The following is a 17259-nucleotide window of genomic DNA, read 5'->3' as shown; positions in this document are numbered from 1 at the left end:
GTTGATGTCCCTCCTGATGACTGGCGATTTTTTATCTGGATGTTTCAGTGGCGGATCTTGGGTCCGTCTGGTCTCGTGTCGCGGCTATTCTGGTGAATGGCTGGAATTAATCGAGGTGTTGCGTTTCTTCGAAAGGAAAAATGGGTTGGCAATAACCGAATGGCTGATAAATGCCGAAAGCTGAAAACGACAGGGGCGAGCGGCGATGCCCTGCGGGAAGGCCGGTGCGAAGGGCCTTCGCGCAGATGAGTGGCGAATCCGGAGTGGCGCGGAAAACGATACGTAAGCCGTCGTAGGCGATTCTAAATTTATGGGAAAGTCGAAGTCAATAATGTTTTGGTTTTCAAATATTGAATTGAAAAATTGATCGCAATTATTACCCATCTCTCCGGTAAAACTTGCGATTTAACGAATCGAAATTAACGCGCTCCGGATAACCGGTGACAAGACGATCGGCAATGCTCTATCGGGCCGGGGATTGATGCCGGACAGGAAACGAATCACCGCGTTGTGTCGGTCTCTGTCGTGACAGGCCGGCATGCGAGACACGGCGCGGGCGAAGCCCAGCAAGCCGCGTTCCTGCGCATACGCGCACACGAGGCATGGTCGCCTGATCTCGAACGGGCAGCTGGCGGACGCAGTACGGCGGGCCATCGCCTTCGGAGCCGCGCCGGCAGAAGCGGCTTGCCGAAGAGAACGCGAAGCTCGCGCGGCTCGTTCGTGGCCGATCCGTCGCCCGAAGCCCGCTACGAGCGGGCAATTTTTCGCACCGGGTATTTATAATCGCGCACGGCTGAGCCGTTCCATTCGCGATGAGCGCGAATATCGGCCCAACTGATTTAGTATGAGCAATCTGCGCTCGGCGGGAGGGGCGCTCATTCGCTGTGAGGAGACCCATGCACCCCCGTCGGACTGCCCCTTACGTCATCGTGGCAATTGCTTCCATGATCGCGTGCGCGCTCATGGCGCTATGCGTGCTGCAACTCTTGCAGAGCCGCGACGACGCGATGGAGCGTGCAAGGGAAACGTCACGCAACCTCGGACTTGTCGCCGAGCGCGACATTGAACGCAATTTCGAGTTGTACGACCTGTCTTTGCAGGCGGTCATCCATGGGTTGCAGCGCCGCGATGTGATGGACGCTTCGCCCGGTCTGCGCCGGGCGGTGCTGTTCGATCACGCGATGACCGCGGAATTTCTCGGTTCGATGCTCGTGATGGATGCGGGCGGCAATATCGTCCTGGATTCGGGCTATGACGAGCCGCGCAAGGGCAATTTCGCCGATCGCCGATACTTCACGGTCCATCGCGACAATCCGAACGTCGGACTCTATGTCAGTGACCCGTTCGTATCCCGTTTGCGGGGAGGCATGCTCAGTATCGCGCTCACGCGGCGGATTTCGAACCCCGATGGATCGTTTGGCGGCATTGCCGTTATCGCGGTCAATCTTGAATATTTTCATCAGCTCTTCGCCGGGCTTTCGCTTGGCAAACATGGTTCGATTTCGCTGATCGGCGAAGACGGCAAGATGGTGATGCGTCAGCCGTACGATGTGCATACCATCGGCCGCGACCTCAGCAAAGCGGCAACATTCCGGCGGTTTCAGACCGCGCGAGAGGGCTCCTTCTCTGAAACCTCATCGATCGACGGCGTGCGCCGCCTGTACTACTTCAAGCATTTGCCGAAACTGCCGCTGATCATCATGGTCGCGGAGGCCGAGCAGGACATTTACGCCGCCTGGCGACAACGTGCGATTACGATCGGCGGACTGGTCGCGACGTTCGGGGTGGCGTTCATCGCGCTGTCCCTGCTGCTCGGTTCGCAGCTGCGGCGCCGTATGCGGGCCGAGTCGGAACTCGTGCTGCTCGCCCGGACGGACGGTCTCACCGGCCTGAGCAATCGCCGCAGCTTTGGCGAGGTACTGGACAACGAGTGGCGTCGCGCCCGGCGTGCGCGTTCCGTTTTCTCGCTGCTGTTCGTGGATGTGGACCGGTTCAAGGCTTACAACGACACGTACGGTCATCAGGCCGGGGACGATGCGTTGGCGGCTGTTGCGCGGTGCATCGGCGAGAACATTCGCCGGCCGGCCGATACGGCGGCTCGGTATGGCGGGGAGGAGTTCGTCGTGTTGCTCCCCGATACGTCGCAAACCGGCGCGGCGCAGATCGCCGAGCGGATTCGCGCAGCCATCGACGAGTTGGCCCTCGAGCACGCTGGCAGCGAATATGGGCGTGTTACCGCGAGCATTGGCCTGGCGAGCTGGACGCCCGATCAGGAAGGGCAGCCGGATGCCGTGATCAAGGCGGCTGATGAGGCGCTGTATTACGCGAAGGCGACTGGTCGGAACAAGGTCGCCGCGTTGCAGCCGGCGGAGTGAGGGGGGCTGCATCGTGCGTGCCGTCAGACGCATGCCAGCGGTGACCGAACCTGACGGACGCACCTCAAGAACAGTCCATTGCCGTCAGTAAGTTTGGTAGGCTTGTTGCCTGCCTTCGCTTGTCGGATCTTGACGTCGGTAAGTGGCACGGTGAAAAAAGCGGGTATCGTCCCGGAAGATTTCAACCGATGCCCGCTTTTTTCGACCGGGTGCGATTCCGAGCGAACGAGAGCGAACGGCAGGCGGGCGCAAAGTGCCCGACTGGCAAGGGTTCAGGCCAATTGCCGACCCAACACGAACAGGAGCAACCGAAGTGATCAGACATATCGTCATGTGGAAGTTGAAGGAATCGGCCGAAGGCGCGACGCGTGCGCAGAACGCGCTGAAGCTGAAGGAAAAGCTCGAAGGCTGCCGCGATCTCGTGCCGGGCACCTTGCAGATCGACGTCGGCCTGGCGACGCCGGGCCTCGACGCGACCGCCGACATCGTGCTCGTCTCCGATTTCACCGACAAGGCCGCGCTCGACGCATACCAGGTGCATCCGGTTCACCAGGAAGTGAAGAAATTCGTCGTCGCGGTGGCTGAATCGCGCGAATGCGTCGACTACATCGTCGACGTCGCACGATGAGCGACGCGGCAACCCCGACGGAAGGCCCGTCGATCGAAAGCCCGTTCGTCGATCTGCTCGGCGTGCAGCTCGTGTCCGCGAAGGATGGCGCGAGCGAGATCGTGCTGCCGCTCGAGGAACGCCACATGAACACGTGGAGCATCGCGCACGGCGGCGTGACGATGACGCTCGCCGATATTGCGCTTGCGATGGCGGCGCGCAGCCTGACCGACGACGGCGTCGGCGTCGTCACGGTCGAGATGAAGGTGAACTTCATGCAGCCGGGCCGCGGCGAGCTGCGCGCTTACGGGCGCGTGATGCACCGCTCGACGACGATGGCCTACTGCGAAGGCGAAGTGCGCGACAGCGACGGCAATTTCGTCGCGAAGGCGCTCGGTACCTTCAAATACATGCGGCGGCTCGCGGTCGGCCGCGACATCAAGCGGCAACGCTCGCGCACGGCGCCGGACGCGCAACCCGGCCCGAGCGACGCGTAAACACACCCGCCATGCACGGCCCTGTCTCTTCGATGAGGCAGGGCCGTTTCGTTTTGCAGCCCGGATGCCGGCACACCGTGCGCCGCGCCGGTCCGGCCCCCGCGTGGCATCATGTCACGCTTGTCCGCTTTGTCCGTTCACGGCGCCACGCCGGCGCCGTCCATACCGATGCCGCTGAATCCGAAGATCGCCCAGGTGCTCGACATGATCGAGCGCGCGAAACGTCCGTCGTATCACCATCAGACGCCGCAGCAGGCCCGCGCCGCATACGAGAAGAGCGCGCCGATCCTCGACGTCGCGCCGGCGCCGATGCATTCGGTGGAGGAATGCGTGGTGCCGACGCGCGACGGCCGCACGATCGGTGCGCGGCTGTACTTGCCGGTCGCGCCGAGCTTGGCGGAGCCGCTGCCCGCGCTCGTCTACTACCACGGCGGCGGCTTCACGGTCGGCAGCGTCGACACGCACGATGCGCTGTGCCGGATGTTCGCGCACGATGCGCAATGCGCGGTGCTGTCGGTCGGCTACCGGCTCGCGCCCGAACACAGGTTTCCGACCGCGGTGAACGACGCGGACGACGCATTGCAGTGGCTGCATCGCGAAGCCGCCACGTTCGGCATCGACGCCGCACGGCTGGCGGTCGGCGGCGACAGTGCGGGCGGCACGCTCGCAACGGTCTGCGCGGTGCTCGCGCGCGACGCGGGCATTCGTCTTGCGCTGCAACTGCTGATCTATCCGGGCGTGACGGGCCACCAGGACACCGAATCGCACGCACGGCTCGCCAACGGCTACCTGTTGACGCAGGACACGATCCAGTGGTTCTTCACGCAGTACGTGCGCGATCGGGCCGATCGCGACGACTGGCGTTTCGCGCCGCTCGACGGCACGCGCGATGCGCCGTCGTTCGCGGGCGTCGCGCCGGCGTGGATCGCGACGGCCGAATACGATCCGCTGAGCGACGAGGGTGCCGCGTACGCGGACAAGTTGCGCGCGGCCGGCAACGCGGTCACGCTGGTCTGCTATCCGGGGATGATCCACGAATTCTTCAAGATGGGCGGCTACGTGCCGGAGGTGCGGGCCGCGCATGCCGATGCGGTTGCGGCGCTGAAGGCTGCATTCGACGAGGTTTGACGGCGAGCGCCCGAAGGCGCGCACACCGCGGGAGGATGGCGATGACGAATGGCGCGGGCGGGGTGGAAACGGGCGACTGGACGGTCCTGGGCGGCGATGCTGCACGCATCCGCGACGCGGTGTTCGTGCGCGAGCAGCAGATTCCGCCGGAATGGGAGCTCGACGACGACGATCCGCTGTCGCTGCATGCGGTCGCGTACCGGACCGACGCGGCGACCGGGCTGCGCCGCGCGGTCGCGACGGGGCGGCTGCTGCCGTCCGGCACGATCGGCCGCGTCGCGGTGTTGGCCGACATGCGCGGGCAGGGCGTCGGGTCGGCCGTGCTCAATGCGCTGCTGGACGCCGCGCGCCGCCGCGGTGAAGCCGTCGTGCGGCTGTACGCGCAGGATTCGGCGGTGTCGTTCTATCTGCGGCACGGCTTCGCGGCGGTCGGCGAACCGTTCGTCGAAGCCGGCGTGCCGCACGTCGAGATGACGCGCGCGCCGTAGCGCGCCACGTGTGCGCTCAGCGCGGCCGCGCCGCGTCGATATCGAACGTGAACGCGCGCTCGAACGCGCCCGGGCGGACGGTGCGGTGCGAGCCGTCGTCGTCGCTGCGCTCCTTGACCTCCACCGTCAGCCGCACGCCTTCCTTCATCGTGACGCGCAGCGCGGTCGTGCCGCGCGTGCCGTATTCGGGCGTTTCGATGAACGCGGCCGACAACGCGCGTTCGCGCTCGATCGGAATGCCCGTGTGCGGCAATGCATCGTCGTCCGCGACGTGCGGGTCGCGCAGCAGCGCGATCAGTTCGTCGAGCGACGGGGTCGGATTGTCGGTCAGCAGCGTGCCGAGCTCCGCGCGCTTGCGCACCACTTTCGGCCAGGGCGTATCGAGCCGCGCATTCGACAGCGCATGCACGCCCGGCGCGATCGCCACGGGCGCGGCGACACGGCTTTCGCCCTCGGGGGCGCGGTTGCAGAACCACGCGAGTTCGCGCCGGCGCCAGTCGCCGACGAGCAGGTTGAAGCCGTTGTACACGGCCGCATGCTCGGCGAGCTGCGCGAGATAGTCGAGCGGCGCGACAGGCGTGCCGCCGAGAAAGTCGGAGACCAGCTTGCCGCGGGTCGGTGCGCCCGCGCGGATGTCGAACGGCGCGCGGTAGTTGGTCAGCGCGGCGAAACGGCCGTCGCGCGATACGCCGAGCCACGTGCCGCCCGCTTCGAGATCGCGGCCGGCCAGTACGCCCGGCACGTCCTCCCACCACGAGAGCGGCGCGCTGGTCCGGCGAAAGAACTCGTCACGATTCGCGACGAGGGTAAAGACGGGACCGGCGGCGGCATCGGGCTGCCAGTCGAAGGCAATCAGACACATCGGGCGAATCTCTCGCAGGAAACGTCGGGCGCCGGCTGCGACTCGCGAGCCGGCGCCCGAACGGGTTGTCAGTGCATCAGACTTCGGTTGGCCACGCGTACGGCAGCGCGTCGAACGCGAGCGCCGGGCCGTCGGCCGAACCGAGGTGCACCGTGCCGCCGTCGAGCGCGGCGAGCTTGATCTCGACGAGCGCGTCGACGCCGCCCGCCGGCGCGGCCGCCGCGTTGACGATCATCCCGCACGGCTGGCCGGGGTCGTCGCTGTGGAACAACTCGACGCCGGCATGCACGTTGTCGGTTTCGCCGGCGACGTGCGCGAGCGCGGTGCGGCGCTTGATCGTGCCGCGGTATTGACTGCGCGCCACCACTTCCTGGCCCGGGTAGCACCCTTTCCTGAAGTTAACGGCACCGATCACGTCGAAGTTGACCATTTGCGGTACGAACTGTTCGACGGCCGGCTGCGTGATGCGCGGCTCGCCCGCGCGCACGTCGAGCCAGTCCCACACGGCGGGCGACACGATCGGCAGCGTGCCGGCCAGCGCGGCGAGGCGCGCGTCGACTTCGGCGCGCGGGCCGATCCACAGATAGCGCTTGCGGCCAGCCGCATCGGGCACGCGGATCAGCGCGCCGGCCGGGCCGTCGACCTTCACGTGCACGCCGTCGGGCAGGGCATCGAAGATGCCGGACAGCGCGTCGCGCACGTCGCCCGCGAAGCCGGCCACCGCGAGCGCGTCGCTCGCGTCCGTCAGCTTCGCCTTCGCGCGCAGCACGAACATCGACAGCCGCTTCTGCACGGTCGGCTGCACGTCCTTCGACACGAGCAGGCGCACATCGTGGCCGGCGCGCCACGTGAGGAACGACGCGAGCAGGCGGCCCTTCGGCGAGCAGTACCCGGACAGCCGGGCGCTGCCGGCATCGAGATGCTCGATGTCGTTGGTGAGCTGGCTATGCAGGAACGTCGCGGCATCGTCGCCGGCCACGTCGATCACGCCGAACTGCGGCAGCGGCATGCAGGCGGCCGGCGCATCGAAATCGGCGGCGGACGGGCGAGGGAAAACGGGGAGCGAGGCAGATGCCGCCTGGGCAGCCGGTGAAGCGAACGGTGTGCTCATGGAATGAGGGAACAGTCAACCCTGACTTTGACGGAGGCGAGCAAGTATTATATGGGTCTTACCTGAGTCACGTTTCCATGTCCCTACTGAAGAAATGCGCCGCGACGATCGTGGCGCTGGCCGTCGTCGTGGCCGCTGCCGGAGCGGGCGGCGGGTATTACTGGGCAACCCGGCCGCTGTTGCTGGGCTCGGCATCGCTCGACGTCACGATCAAGCCGCGCAGCAGCGTGAAGAGCGTCGCGCTGCAGCTCAAGCGCGGCGGCGTGCCGGTCGAGCCGTTCGCGTTCGTCGCGATGACGCGCGTGCTCGGGCTGTCGAGCCGGCTCAAATCGGGCAACTACGAATTCAAGACCGGCATCACGCCGTACGACGTGCTGCAGAAGATCGCGCGCGGCGACGTGAACGAGTACGTCGCGACGGTCATCGAGGGCTGGACCTTCAAGCGGATGCGCGCCGAGCTCGACGCGAACCCCGATCTGGCGCACGCGACGGCCGGCATGAGCGACGCCGAGCTGCTGCGCGCGATCGGCGCGTCGGACGGCGCCGTGCAGCGCGGCAGCGGCGAGGGGCTGTTCTTCCCCGATACCTACCTGTTCGACAAGGGCACGAGCGACCTGAACATCTACCGGCGCGCGTACCGCCTGATGCAGACGCGCATCGACGAGGCGTGGGCCGCGCGCACGCCGGGGCTGCCGTACAAGACGCCTTACGAAATGCTGACGATCGCGTCGATCGTCGAGAAGGAAACCGGCCACGCGGCCGACCGCGCGTTCGTCGCGGCCGTGTTCGCGAACCGGCTGCGCATCGGCATGCCGCTGCAGACCGATCCGTCGGTGATCTACGGGCTCGGCGACGCGTACGACGGCCGGCTGCGCAAGCGCGACCTGCAGGCCGACACTCCTTACAATACCTACACCCGACGCGGGCTGCCGCCCACGCCGATCGCGTTGCCGGGTGTCGCCGCGCTGCAGGCGGCGATCAATCCGGCCCCGACGAGCGCGCTCTATTTCGTCGCGAAGGGCGACGGCACGAGCGTGTTCTCGGACACGCTCGGCGACCACAACAAGGCCGTGGATAAATACATACGAGGTCAATAATGGCGAGCGGTAAATTCATCACGTTCGAAGGCATCGACGGGGCGGGGAAGACCACCCACCTGCAATGGTTCTGCGAACGTCTCCAGGGCCGGCTGGCGGCGGCCGGCCGGCAAGTGGTCGTCACCCGCGAGCCGGGCGGCACGCAGCTCGGCGAGAAACTGCGCGAAATCCTACTGAACCAGCCGATGGATCTCGAAACGGAGGCGCTGCTGATGTTCGCCGCGCGGCGCGAGCACCTCGCGCTCGTGATCGAGCCGGCGCTCGCGCGCGGCGACTGGGTCGTGTCCGACCGCTTCACCGACGCGACGTTCGCGTACCAGGGCGGCGGCCGCGGGCTGCCGCGCGACAAGCTCGAGACGCTCGAGCGCTGGGTGCAGGGCGGGTTCCAGCCCGACCTCACGGTGCTGTTCGACGTCGCGCCGCAAGTCGCGAGCGAGCGCCGCGGCGCCGCGCGCATGCCCGACAAGTTCGAAAGCGAGTCCGACGCGTTCTTCTCGCGTACACGGGCCGAATACCTGCGGCGCGCGGAAGAGGCGCCGCACCGCTTCGCGATCGTCGACGCGACGCGATCGATTCCCGAGATCCGCCAGCAGCTCGAACGCGTGCTCGCCGCGCTGTAACCCGCAAGGAACGCACCACATGATCTATCCGTGGCAAACCGACGACTGGAATCGCCTGCAGCAACTGCGCGCGCAATGGCCGCATGCGCTGCTGCTGCACGGTCAGGCCGGGATCGGCAAGCTGCAGTTCGCGCAGCATCTCGCGCAGGGTTTCCTGTGCGAATCGCCGCAGCCGAACGGCGAGCCGTGCGGCACCTGCGCGGCCTGCAACTGGTTCTCGCAGGGCAACCATCCCGATTACCGGATCGTGCTGCCCGAGGCGCTGGCGGGCGAGGCGCCGGGCGCGGCCGATGACGCGAAGCCGGCCGACGCGGACGAGGGCGGCAAGAAGACCCGTGCGCCGAGCAAGGAAATCAAGATCGAGCAGGTGCGCGCGCTGCTCGACTTCTGCGGGGTCGGTTCGCACCGCGGCGGCGCGCGCGTCGTCGTGCTGTATCCGGCCGAGGCGCTCAACGTCGCTGCATCGAACGCGTTGCTGAAAACGCTGGAGGAGCCGCCGGCCGGCGTCGTGTTCCTGCTCGTGTCGGCGCGCATCGACCGCCTGTTGCCGACGATCATCAGCCGCTGCCGCCAGTGGCCGATGACGGTGCCGGCGCCGGAGGCCGCCGCCGCGTGGCTCGCGGCGCAGGGCGTCGACCACGCCAGCGCGCTGCTCGCCGAAGCCGGCGGCGCGCCGCTCGCCGCGCTGGCGCTCGCGAGCGACGAAAACCGTCCGCTGCGCGACTACACGCTCGGGCAACTGGCCGCCGGTGCGGCGTGCGATCCGTTCGCCTGCGGCGAGACGCTGCAGAAGCTGCCGGTGCCGCTGGTGCTCGGCTGGTTGCAGCGCTGGCTGTACGATCTGCTCGCGCAGCGGATGGCCGGCGCGCCGCGCTACTTCCCGACGCACGCGGCGGCCCTGGCGCGCTGCGCGGAAGCGGTCGACGCGAACGCATTCGCGCGCTTCATGAAAGCCGTGACGCGGCAGCGGACGGTCGAGAACCATCCGCTCAACGCGCGGCTCGTATTCGAGGAATTGTTTCTCGGATATCGGGAAATATTCGCTTGATCAGGCATTGTTTCCGATGGGTTGAGAAACGATGAGCGGATCACGCGGGGGCGCGACCGTGGCCGGCCGGCCCGCCCACCTTGCCCGGTGCCGCATGCCGGCGGGCGCATGAGCGCCCGTCTCACGTATTCAGGAAACACGATGTTCGTCGACTCTCACTGCCACATCAATTTCAAGGGCCTGGCCGACCGCCTGCCGGCCGTTCTCGAGAACATGCGCGAGCACGACGTCACGCATGCGCTGTGCGTGTCGGTCGATCTCGAGACGCTGCCCGACGTGCTCGCGATCGCCGAAGCGCACGACAACGTGTACGCATCGGTCGGCGTGCATCCCGATCACGAGGACATGCGCGAGCCGACGCTCGCGGAGCTGGTCGAGCTGGCCGCGCACCCGAAGGTCGTCGCGATCGGCGAAACTGGCCTCGACTACTATCGCCTCGAAGGCCGCTCGATCGCCGACATGGAATGGCAGCGCGAACGTTTTCGCACGCACATTCGCGCGGCGACCGCGACGATGAAGCCGCTGATCATCCACACGCGTTCGTCGTCGGAAGACACGCTGCGGATCATGGCCGAGGAGCGCGCGGACGTGCCGGGCGGCGTGATGCACTGCTTCACCGAGCCGTGGCCGGTCGCCGAGCAGGCGCTCGCGCAGAACTTCCATATCTCGCTGTCGGGCATCGTCACGTTCAAGAACGCGACCGACGTGCAGGACGTCGCGCGGCGCGTGCCGCTCGACCGGCTGCTGATCGAGACCGACTCGCCGTACCTCGCGCCGGTGCCGTATCGCGGCAAGCCGAATGAACCTGCGTACGTCAGCCATGTCGGACGCTTTATCGCATCCGAGCGCGGTGTCGCCGTCGAGGCGCTCGCCGATGCGACGACGCAGAACTTTTTCCGGCTGTTCAAGATCGCCCGCTAACGACGGGCGCGTAGCCGACAACCCAGGGAAGGAGCCCACAACAATGACGAAGCCGACCAACCATCTGCCCAAACGCGCACTCGTTGCCGCCGCATTCGTCGCGAGCGGGCTGTTCGCCGCCGCCGGCGCGCACGCCGAGTCGCTCGACGCGATCGTCAAGGCCGTCAAGTTCGACGACATCGCCGATATCGGCAAGCAGCTCAAGAGCGGCAAGCTCGATCCGAACACGCTCGCGCCGAACGGCGACCCGATCCTCGTGATCGCCGCCCGCGAGAAATCCGACAAGGTCGCGGCCGCGATCGCCACGACGCCGAATGTCGATCTCGAGAAGGAAGACAAGGCCGGCGAAAACGCGCTGATGCTCGCGTCGCTGAACGGCGACCTCGGGCTCGTCAAGCTGCTGATCGACAAGGGCGCGGAAGTCAGCAAGAAGGGCTGGGCGCCGCTGCATTACGCGGCGACCAATGGCCAGGACGCGGTCGTCAAGGTGCTGCTCGACCACGACGCGTACATCGACACCGCATCGCCGAACGGCACGACGCCGCTGATGATGGCCGCGCGCGGCAACCATGCGTCGACGGTCACGCTGCTGCTCGACCAGGGCGCCGATCCGCAGGTGAAGAACCAGCTCGGCATCACCGCGCTCGAGTTCGCGAAGCACTACAACGCGCCGGACGCGATCGAGATCCTGAGCAAGCGGACGACGCGTATCGGTGCGGCGACGCCGGCAGATGCGCAAAAGAGTGCAAAATAACGTTTTTTGGTGCGGCGGCGCCTGTCCGCCGGGCCGGCTTCCGGCCGGCGCCGGGCATCCGGCGCCGCACCAGCCAGGGCAGCAGGCGGTCTCGGGCCGCATTGACATAAGAAGGAACACCATGTTGCGCGCAATGTTTTGTGCCGCGGCGTTTGCCGTGCCGTTGTCGGCGGCGGCTTTCACGGGCGCGGATCTCGACCGGCTGTGCGCGAAGACGGACGTCAAGTCGCGGGCGTCGTGCGCGGCCTATATCGAAGGCGCCGCCGACGGCGTCTACAACACGATCGATGCGATCGGCGGCACCACGGGGCCGCGCGTCGGCCAGTACTTCTGCCTGCCGCCCGACATCCGGGCGCAACAGATGACGGACGCGGTGCGCAAGTACATCGCCGAGAATCCAAAGCTGGCCGACTACAACGCGAGCACCGCGGTGTCGCTCGGTCTCGGCAAGGCGTTTCCCTGCAGGAACGGCAACTGATCTGACGCCGTGTCCGGGCGCGTGCATGGCCCGGACGTCGCCGACGCATCCAGGACGAAGCCTGTGCGCTTCATCACTCGAGGGCGCCGATGATTTCAATCGAGGAACTGCAGCGCATCGCCGATGCGCCGTTGCATTCGTGGCTCGGCACGCTGGGCGTGTCGGTCATCGTCATACTGGTCGTCACGGTCGTGCATCGCCTCGGCGCACGTATCGTCAAGCGCATCGCGCAGCCGTATCCGCTGATGAGCGCGATCCTGCGCTACATCGACAAGCCGTCGCTCGTCGTGCTGGCGCTGCTGGCGCTCGAATTCGTGTGGGTCCAGGCGGACGACGGCATGTCGTTCGTGCGCGGCATGCGCACCGCGGCCGCGGTCGGCTCGATCGTGTCGCTCACGTGGCTGCTGGTACGGCTCGCGGCCGGCGTCGGCGACGCGATCATCCAGGCCCATCCGATCGACACGGCCGACAACCTTCAGGCACGGCGTGTCCATACACAGGCCAAGGTGCTCGTGCGGACCGTGATGGTGCTGATCGTGATCATCGGCACCGGCGCCGCGCTGATGACGTTCCCCAACGTGCGCCAGGTCGGCGCGAGCCTGCTGGCATCGGCCGGTGTGGCAGGGCTGGTCGCCGGTATCGCCGCGCGGCCGGTGCTCGGCAACCTGATTGCCGGGTTGCAGATCGCGCTCACGCAGCCGATCCGGCTCGACGACGTGGTCGTGATCCAGGGCGAGTGGGGGCGCATCGAGGAAATCACCGGCTCGTTCGTGTCGGTGCGGCTGTGGGACCAGCGGCGCCTCGTCGTGCCGCTGCAGTGGATCATCGAGAACCCGTTCACGAACTGGACGCGCAGCAGCGCGGAGATCATCGGCACCGTCTACCTGTCGGTCGACTACCGCACGCCGCTTGCGCCGCTGCGCGAGGAACTCGCGCGGCTCGTCCACGCCGCGCCCGAGTGGGACGGTCGCGTGCAGGTGCTGCAGGTGACCGATGCGACGGAGCGTACGATGCAGTTGCGCGCGCTCGTCAGCGCGGCCGATTCGTCGTCGTGCTGGGATCTGCGCTGCCGCGTGCGCGAAGGGTTGATCGCATATCTGCAGCACCGCTATCCGCAATGCCTGCCGCGCAGCCGGATGGAACTGTATCCGCACGAATCCGCGCCGGACGCACCGAATCCCGAACGGCCGCACGCGCGGTCGCCCGCCGCCAGCACGGCGGCCAACACCGCAGCCGACCCGCAGGCCGTCGACGGCCGCTGAACGCGGCTCGGCGCCTGCGCCATTCCCTGTTTCCCATTGTCATGACCGCGCTGAAGACGCTCGCCATCGCCAATTACCGCTCGCTGCGCGAGCTGATCGTGCCGCTCGCGGCGCTCAACGTCGTGACGGGGCCGAACGGCAGCGGCAAGTCGAGCGTGTATCGCGCGCTGCGGCTGCTCGCCGACACCGCGCAGGGCCGCGTGATCCCGTCGCTCGCACGCGAGGGCGGCTTGCCGTCGACGTTGTGGGCCGGCCCCGAGCGCTTCTCGCGCGCGATGCTGGCGGGCGACGTGCCGGTGACGGGCACCGTGCGCAAGGGGCCGGTGAGCCTGAAGCTCGGCTTCGCGTGCGACGATTTCGGCTATGCGATCGATCTCGGCCTGCCGCTGCCGAGCAGTTCGGCGTTCGCGCTCGATCCGGTGGTCAAGCGCGAATGCATCTGGGGCGGCGCGTTGCTGCGCCCGTCCACGCTGCTGGTCGACCGGCAGGGCGCGCAGATCCGTGCGCGTACCGCGTCGGGCGACTGGCGGACGATTCCGCAGCCGGTCGCGAGCTTCGACAGCATGATGACCGAGTTCGCCGATCCGACCGGGGCACCCGAGATGATCGCGGTGCGCGAACGGATTCGCTCGTGGCGCTTCTACGACCATTTCCGGACCGATGCGCAGGCGCCGGCGCGCCAGTCGCACATCGGCACCCATACGCCGGTGCTCGCGGACGACGGGGCCGACCTGGCCGCCGCGCTGCAGACGATCCGCGAAATCGGCGACGCGGCGGCGCTCGATGCGGCGATCGACGACGCGTTTCCCGGCGCGTCGGTCGAGATCGACAACCCGGGCGGCCGCGGCCGCTTCGACGTGCTGATGCGCCAGCCGGGCCTGCTGCGGCCGCTGGCGGCGGCCGAGCTGTCCGACGGCACGCTGCGCTACCTGCTGCTCGCGGCCGCGCTGCTGACGCCGCGGCCGCCGGCGCTGATGGTGCTGAACGAACCGGAGACGAGCCTGCATCCCGATCTGCTGCCGGCGCTCGGCCGCCTGATCGCGCAGGCCGCCCGGCGTTCTCAGGTGCTGGTCGTATCGCACGCGGCGCGGCTCATCGCGACGCTCGAGCGCGAGGCCGGCTGCGAATCGCTGGTGCTCGACAAGCAGCTCGGCGCGACCGCGCTCGTCGATGCCGATTCGCGCGACCTGCCGCCCTGGAAGTGGCCGTCGCGTTGACCACCTGATTGCGTGCTCGAGGCCGTGGGCGGCGCCAGGAGGCGCCGAATGGGTCCGGCTGGGCGCGAGACGAGGCATCCGCGCTCGATCGGCCGAATGTATCCGGTCTGTAACAACCCCCAAAAAATGAAAGACCTGCGGTTCCGCTCATCGGGATCGCGAATAATAATGAGATATCCGGCGGGTGCCATGCCGGCCGGCGCTGCATGGACGCGGGGCGGGCTCGCATGAGCGAGTGCTCCGCCGCCGTGCCGCAACGGACAAGACACAGGAGACGTGGACCATGAGAATTGCCCAGATCGCCCCGCTGACCGAATCCGTGCCCCCGAAGCTGTACGGCGGCACGGAGCGCGTCGTGTCCTACATCACCGAGGCGCTCGTCGACCTCGGCCACGACGTGACGCTGTTCGCGAGCGGCGATTCGACGACGCGGGCGAAGCTCGAACCCGTGTGGCCGCGCGCGCTGCGGCTCGATTCGTCGATCCGCGACCGGGTCGCGCCGCACATGCTGCTGATGGAGACGGTCGCGCGCCGCGCGAAGGATTTCGACGTGCTCCATTTCCACATGGACTACTACTCGTTCTCGGTCTTCAACCGGCAGGAAACGCCTTACGTGACGACGCTGCACGGCCGGCTCGACCTGCCCGAGCAGCAACCGGTGTTCGACACGTTCAATACGGCGCCGGTGATCTCGATTTCCAATGCGCAGCGCCAGCCGTTGCCGCAGGCGAAATGGCTGACGACCGTCTATCACGGGCTGCCCGATACGCTGTACATGCCGCAGCCCGTCGAGCCGCGCTATCTCGCGTTCCTCGGCCGCATCTCGCCGGAAAAACGCGTCGATACCGCGATCCGCATCGCCCGCCAGTGCGGGCTGCCGATCCGGATCGCCGCGAAGATCGACGCGGCCGACCAGGAATACTTCGACCGCGAGATCAAGCCGCTCTTCGCGTTGCCGCACGTCGAATACATCGGCGAGATCGCCGATCACGAGAAGGCCGAATTCCTGTCGGGCGCGCATGCGCTGCTGTTTCCGATCGACTGGCCGGAGCCGTTCGGCCTGGTGATGATCGAGGCGATGTCGTGCGGCACGCCGGTGATCGCGTTCAACCGCGGCGCGGTGCCCGAAGTGGTGGACGAGGGCGTGTCGGGGTTCATCGTCGAGGATGAAATCAGCGCGGTGGCCGCCGTGAACCGGCTGCACCTGCTGCCGCGGGCGCGCGTGCGGCAGCGCTTCGAGGAGCGCTTCACGTCGCGCCGGATGGCGCAGCAGTACGTCGACGTGTACCAGTCGGTGATCCGCGCGCAGAAGCGCTCGCGCTTCAAGGTGATCGATTCGACGACCTGATCGTCCCGATGCAGAAGGGCGGCGGATAAAAAAAACGGCGATGCCCGCAAGGACATCGCCGTTTGCGCATGGCCCGCGCGCAGCGCGCGGGCAGTGCGTCAACGTCAGATCTTGAGCTTCGTGACCTTCGTGCCGTTGATCGACACGTCGCCCATCAGGCCGGCGTTGGTCAGCACGACGACCTGGATCGGCGCGGTGGCCGTGTTGGAGTCGACCGCGCCGTTCGCGCCCATCTTCACGAGCGCGACCGATGCGCCGGCGCCGGCGGCCCAGCCGTCCGAGCCGCGGAATTCGTCGAGCGCCTGCTGCGTCATGAACAGGAACACGATCGCCTTCGACTGCGCACCGGCCTGCAGGCCGACCGACAGCGACGACGTGTTGTAGTAGCCGACCGTGCTGCCGCCGACGCGCAGCGCGCCGTTGCCCGACTGGCCGCCGACGATGAAGCCGGCCTGGAGCACTTCGGGGAAGACCAGCACGCCGCGCGATTTCGCGACGAGCTCGCGCGAACCCTTGACGGTGGAGTACATGCGCGACAGCGTGGCGTCGACGCTCGCGTCGATCGACTGACGCTTCGACGCGTTGGTCGCGGCGTTGTCCGGCTTGTCCGGCGTGGTGGTGCAACCGGTGAGCGCGAGGCTACCGACGATGAGCGCAGCGGCGGCTTTCAGCACAAGATTCCGTTTTTGCATCGTTGTTCTCCATCGGATGATGTTCGGAGTGAGTCTCGCTCAGGGAGCGGATCACGTCGGCAGTTATATCACAGCGGATCAGGGGCTCTTTTCGTTGGCGCGTGAAAAAGCGTCAAATCGCGCAAGGGTGTCGCGGCGCGCCAACGGATGAAATGTCGCGCACGCGCCAGGCGCGCGTGGGGCGTGGCCGGCGTGCGGGGAACGCGGCGCTCGAGCAGCGGGCGGCGGCGCCTGCGGCGTGCGCCGGTGTCAGTGTGTGACGGGGGGAACGGGCGGCTTGATCGGCGGGCGGCGCAGCGCGCGGCGGATCAGCGCGATCACGACGCCGCATGCGAACAGGAACGCGGCCGGGACGACCCAGTAGCCGACGAACGCATGCCACAGATAGCCGGCGAGCGTATTGCGGCGCACCACGTATTCGTCGCGGGCCGCCTGCTGGCGCGGCGCGTTGGCGGCGAGCACGTCGGCCGGGCAGCCGGTCGCGCGCGCCTCGTCAGGGTCCCCGTGGCACTTCGCGGCGGCGCCGGCGGCCTGCTGCGCGTCGGTGAGCTGCCAGGTGGTCAGCGCGAGTTGCAGGTCCGCCTTGTTGTAGGCCATTTCCTCGCGGATCTCGCGCACGGCGATGATCGCGACGGGCACCGCCCAGAACACGATCACGATCAGCCAGCGGCGGAACCAGCGGTGTTGTCTCCATGCCATCCAAGCCTCCGTTTGACGCGCGTGCGCGTCCGTCTCGAGGGCGGCCCGATGGCGC

Annotated in this window: 19 protein-coding genes; 15 read left to right on the top strand and 4 right to left on the bottom strand. The window is 67.4% G+C overall.

Annotated features, from left to right (window positions below):
• Positions 1–4 precede the first annotated feature (4 nt).
• The 6 genes from H3O04_RS07780 (at position 5) to H3O04_RS07755 (ending at position 5095) form a co-directional block, all read left to right on the top strand.
• Positions 5–184, top strand: coding sequence for a hypothetical protein (locus H3O04_RS07780; protein WP_124549476.1), 180 nt, complete (start codon positions 5–7; stop codon positions 182–184).
• A gap of 712 nt (positions 185–896) precedes the next feature.
• Positions 897–2375, top strand: a complete 1479-nt coding sequence (locus H3O04_RS07775) for a sensor domain-containing diguanylate cyclase (RefSeq protein ID WP_202587456.1) — start codon at positions 897–899, stop codon at positions 2373–2375.
• Between the two features lie 313 nt (positions 2376–2688).
• Positions 2689–3003, top strand: a complete 315-nt coding sequence (locus H3O04_RS07770) for a Dabb family protein (protein WP_012328683.1) — start codon at positions 2689–2691, stop codon at positions 3001–3003.
• The gene (locus H3O04_RS07765; protein WP_006483907.1) at positions 3000–3479 is read left to right on the top strand and encodes a PaaI family thioesterase; all 480 of its coding nucleotides are present in this window, start codon (positions 3000–3002) and stop codon (positions 3477–3479) included. The genes H3O04_RS07770 and H3O04_RS07765 overlap by 4 nt, the downstream gene beginning before the upstream one ends.
• A gap of 168 nt (positions 3480–3647) precedes the next feature.
• Positions 3648–4607: an alpha/beta hydrolase gene (locus tag H3O04_RS07760; protein WP_202587470.1), complete on the top strand. Its 960-nt coding sequence runs from the start codon at positions 3648–3650 to the stop codon at positions 4605–4607.
• A gap of 41 nt (positions 4608–4648) precedes the next feature.
• Positions 4649–5095 (top strand): GNAT family N-acetyltransferase, encoded by a 447-nt coding sequence (locus H3O04_RS07755; RefSeq protein WP_011549631.1) that lies wholly within the window; start codon positions 4649–4651, stop codon positions 5093–5095.
• 16 nt (positions 5096–5111) lie between these two features.
• Here the strand turns inward: H3O04_RS07755 and H3O04_RS07750 are convergent, their stop codons facing one another.
• Together H3O04_RS07750 and ygfZ are read right to left on the bottom strand one after the other, a co-directional pair.
• Positions 5112–5957 (bottom strand): NRDE family protein, encoded by an 846-nt coding sequence (locus H3O04_RS07750; RefSeq protein ID WP_006478602.1) that lies wholly within the window; start codon positions 5955–5957, stop codon positions 5112–5114.
• 76 nt (positions 5958–6033) lie between these two features.
• Positions 6034–7068 carry a CAF17-like 4Fe-4S cluster assembly/insertion protein YgfZ gene (ygfZ, locus tag H3O04_RS07745; protein WP_202587455.1) on the bottom strand — a complete coding sequence of 345 codons (1035 nt, stop codon included), beginning with the start codon at positions 7066–7068 and terminating at the stop codon, positions 6034–6036.
• 77 nt (positions 7069–7145) lie between these two features.
• On the opposite strand from ygfZ, the gene mltG reads away from it, so the two are divergent.
• The 9 genes from mltG to H3O04_RS07700 all read left to right on the top strand — a co-directional run bounded on the left by mltG (position 7146) and on the right by H3O04_RS07700 (position 15813).
• Positions 7146–8165, top strand: a complete 1020-nt coding sequence (mltG, locus tag H3O04_RS07740) for an endolytic transglycosylase MltG (protein ID WP_011549633.1) — start codon at positions 7146–7148, stop codon at positions 8163–8165.
• Positions 8165–8785 carry a dTMP kinase gene (tmk, locus tag H3O04_RS07735; RefSeq protein ID WP_006478605.1) on the top strand — a complete coding sequence of 207 codons (621 nt, stop codon included), beginning with the start codon at positions 8165–8167 and terminating at the stop codon, positions 8783–8785. The genes mltG and tmk overlap by 1 nt, the downstream gene beginning before the upstream one ends.
• A gap of 19 nt (positions 8786–8804) precedes the next feature.
• A complete protein-coding gene (locus tag H3O04_RS07730; protein ID WP_011549635.1) occupies positions 8805–9833 on the top strand; it encodes a DNA polymerase III subunit delta' in 1029 nt (342 codons plus the stop codon).
• A 141-nt stretch (positions 9834–9974) separates the two neighbouring features.
• A complete protein-coding gene (locus H3O04_RS07725) occupies positions 9975–10754 on the top strand; it encodes a TatD family hydrolase (RefSeq protein ID WP_023475620.1) in 780 nt (259 codons plus the stop codon).
• 43 nt (positions 10755–10797) lie between these two features.
• A complete protein-coding gene (locus tag H3O04_RS07720) occupies positions 10798–11508 on the top strand; it encodes an ankyrin repeat domain-containing protein (RefSeq protein WP_006478608.1) in 711 nt (236 codons plus the stop codon).
• Between the two features lie 121 nt (positions 11509–11629).
• Positions 11630–11986, top strand: coding sequence for a Rap1a/Tai family immunity protein (locus H3O04_RS07715; RefSeq protein ID WP_011549636.1), 357 nt, complete (start codon positions 11630–11632; stop codon positions 11984–11986).
• A gap of 89 nt (positions 11987–12075) precedes the next feature.
• A complete protein-coding gene (locus H3O04_RS07710) occupies positions 12076–13248 on the top strand; it encodes a mechanosensitive ion channel family protein (RefSeq protein ID WP_011549637.1) in 1173 nt (390 codons plus the stop codon).
• Between the two features lie 41 nt (positions 13249–13289).
• Complete coding sequence (locus tag H3O04_RS07705; RefSeq protein ID WP_202587454.1) at positions 13290–14465, top strand: AAA family ATPase; 1176 nt, start codon at positions 13290–13292, stop codon at positions 14463–14465.
• A 283-nt stretch (positions 14466–14748) separates the two neighbouring features.
• The gene (locus tag H3O04_RS07700; protein ID WP_023475621.1) at positions 14749–15813 is read left to right on the top strand and encodes a glycosyltransferase family 4 protein; all 1065 of its coding nucleotides are present in this window, start codon (positions 14749–14751) and stop codon (positions 15811–15813) included.
• Positions 15814–15917: 104 nt separating this feature from the next.
• On the opposite strand, the gene H3O04_RS07695 is transcribed toward H3O04_RS07700, so the two are convergent.
• Complete coding sequence (locus H3O04_RS07695; RefSeq protein ID WP_006478613.1) at positions 15918–16505, bottom strand: BPSL1445 family SYLF domain-containing lipoprotein; 588 nt, start codon at positions 16503–16505, stop codon at positions 15918–15920.
• Between the two features lie 249 nt (positions 16506–16754).
• On the bottom strand, positions 16755–17204 hold the full coding sequence (locus H3O04_RS07690) for a membrane protein (protein WP_006478614.1): 450 nt from the start codon (positions 17202–17204) through the stop codon (positions 16755–16757).
• Between the last annotated feature and the right edge of the window lie 55 nt (positions 17205–17259).

Source organism: Burkholderia sp. KCJ3K979 (assembly GCF_016759955.1).
In the GTDB taxonomy this organism is placed as follows: domain Bacteria; phylum Pseudomonadota; class Gammaproteobacteria; order Burkholderiales; family Burkholderiaceae; genus Burkholderia; species Burkholderia orbicola.
The sequence above is the reverse complement of the archived record's forward strand: the minus strand, read 5'-3'. Positions and strand labels throughout refer to the sequence as shown.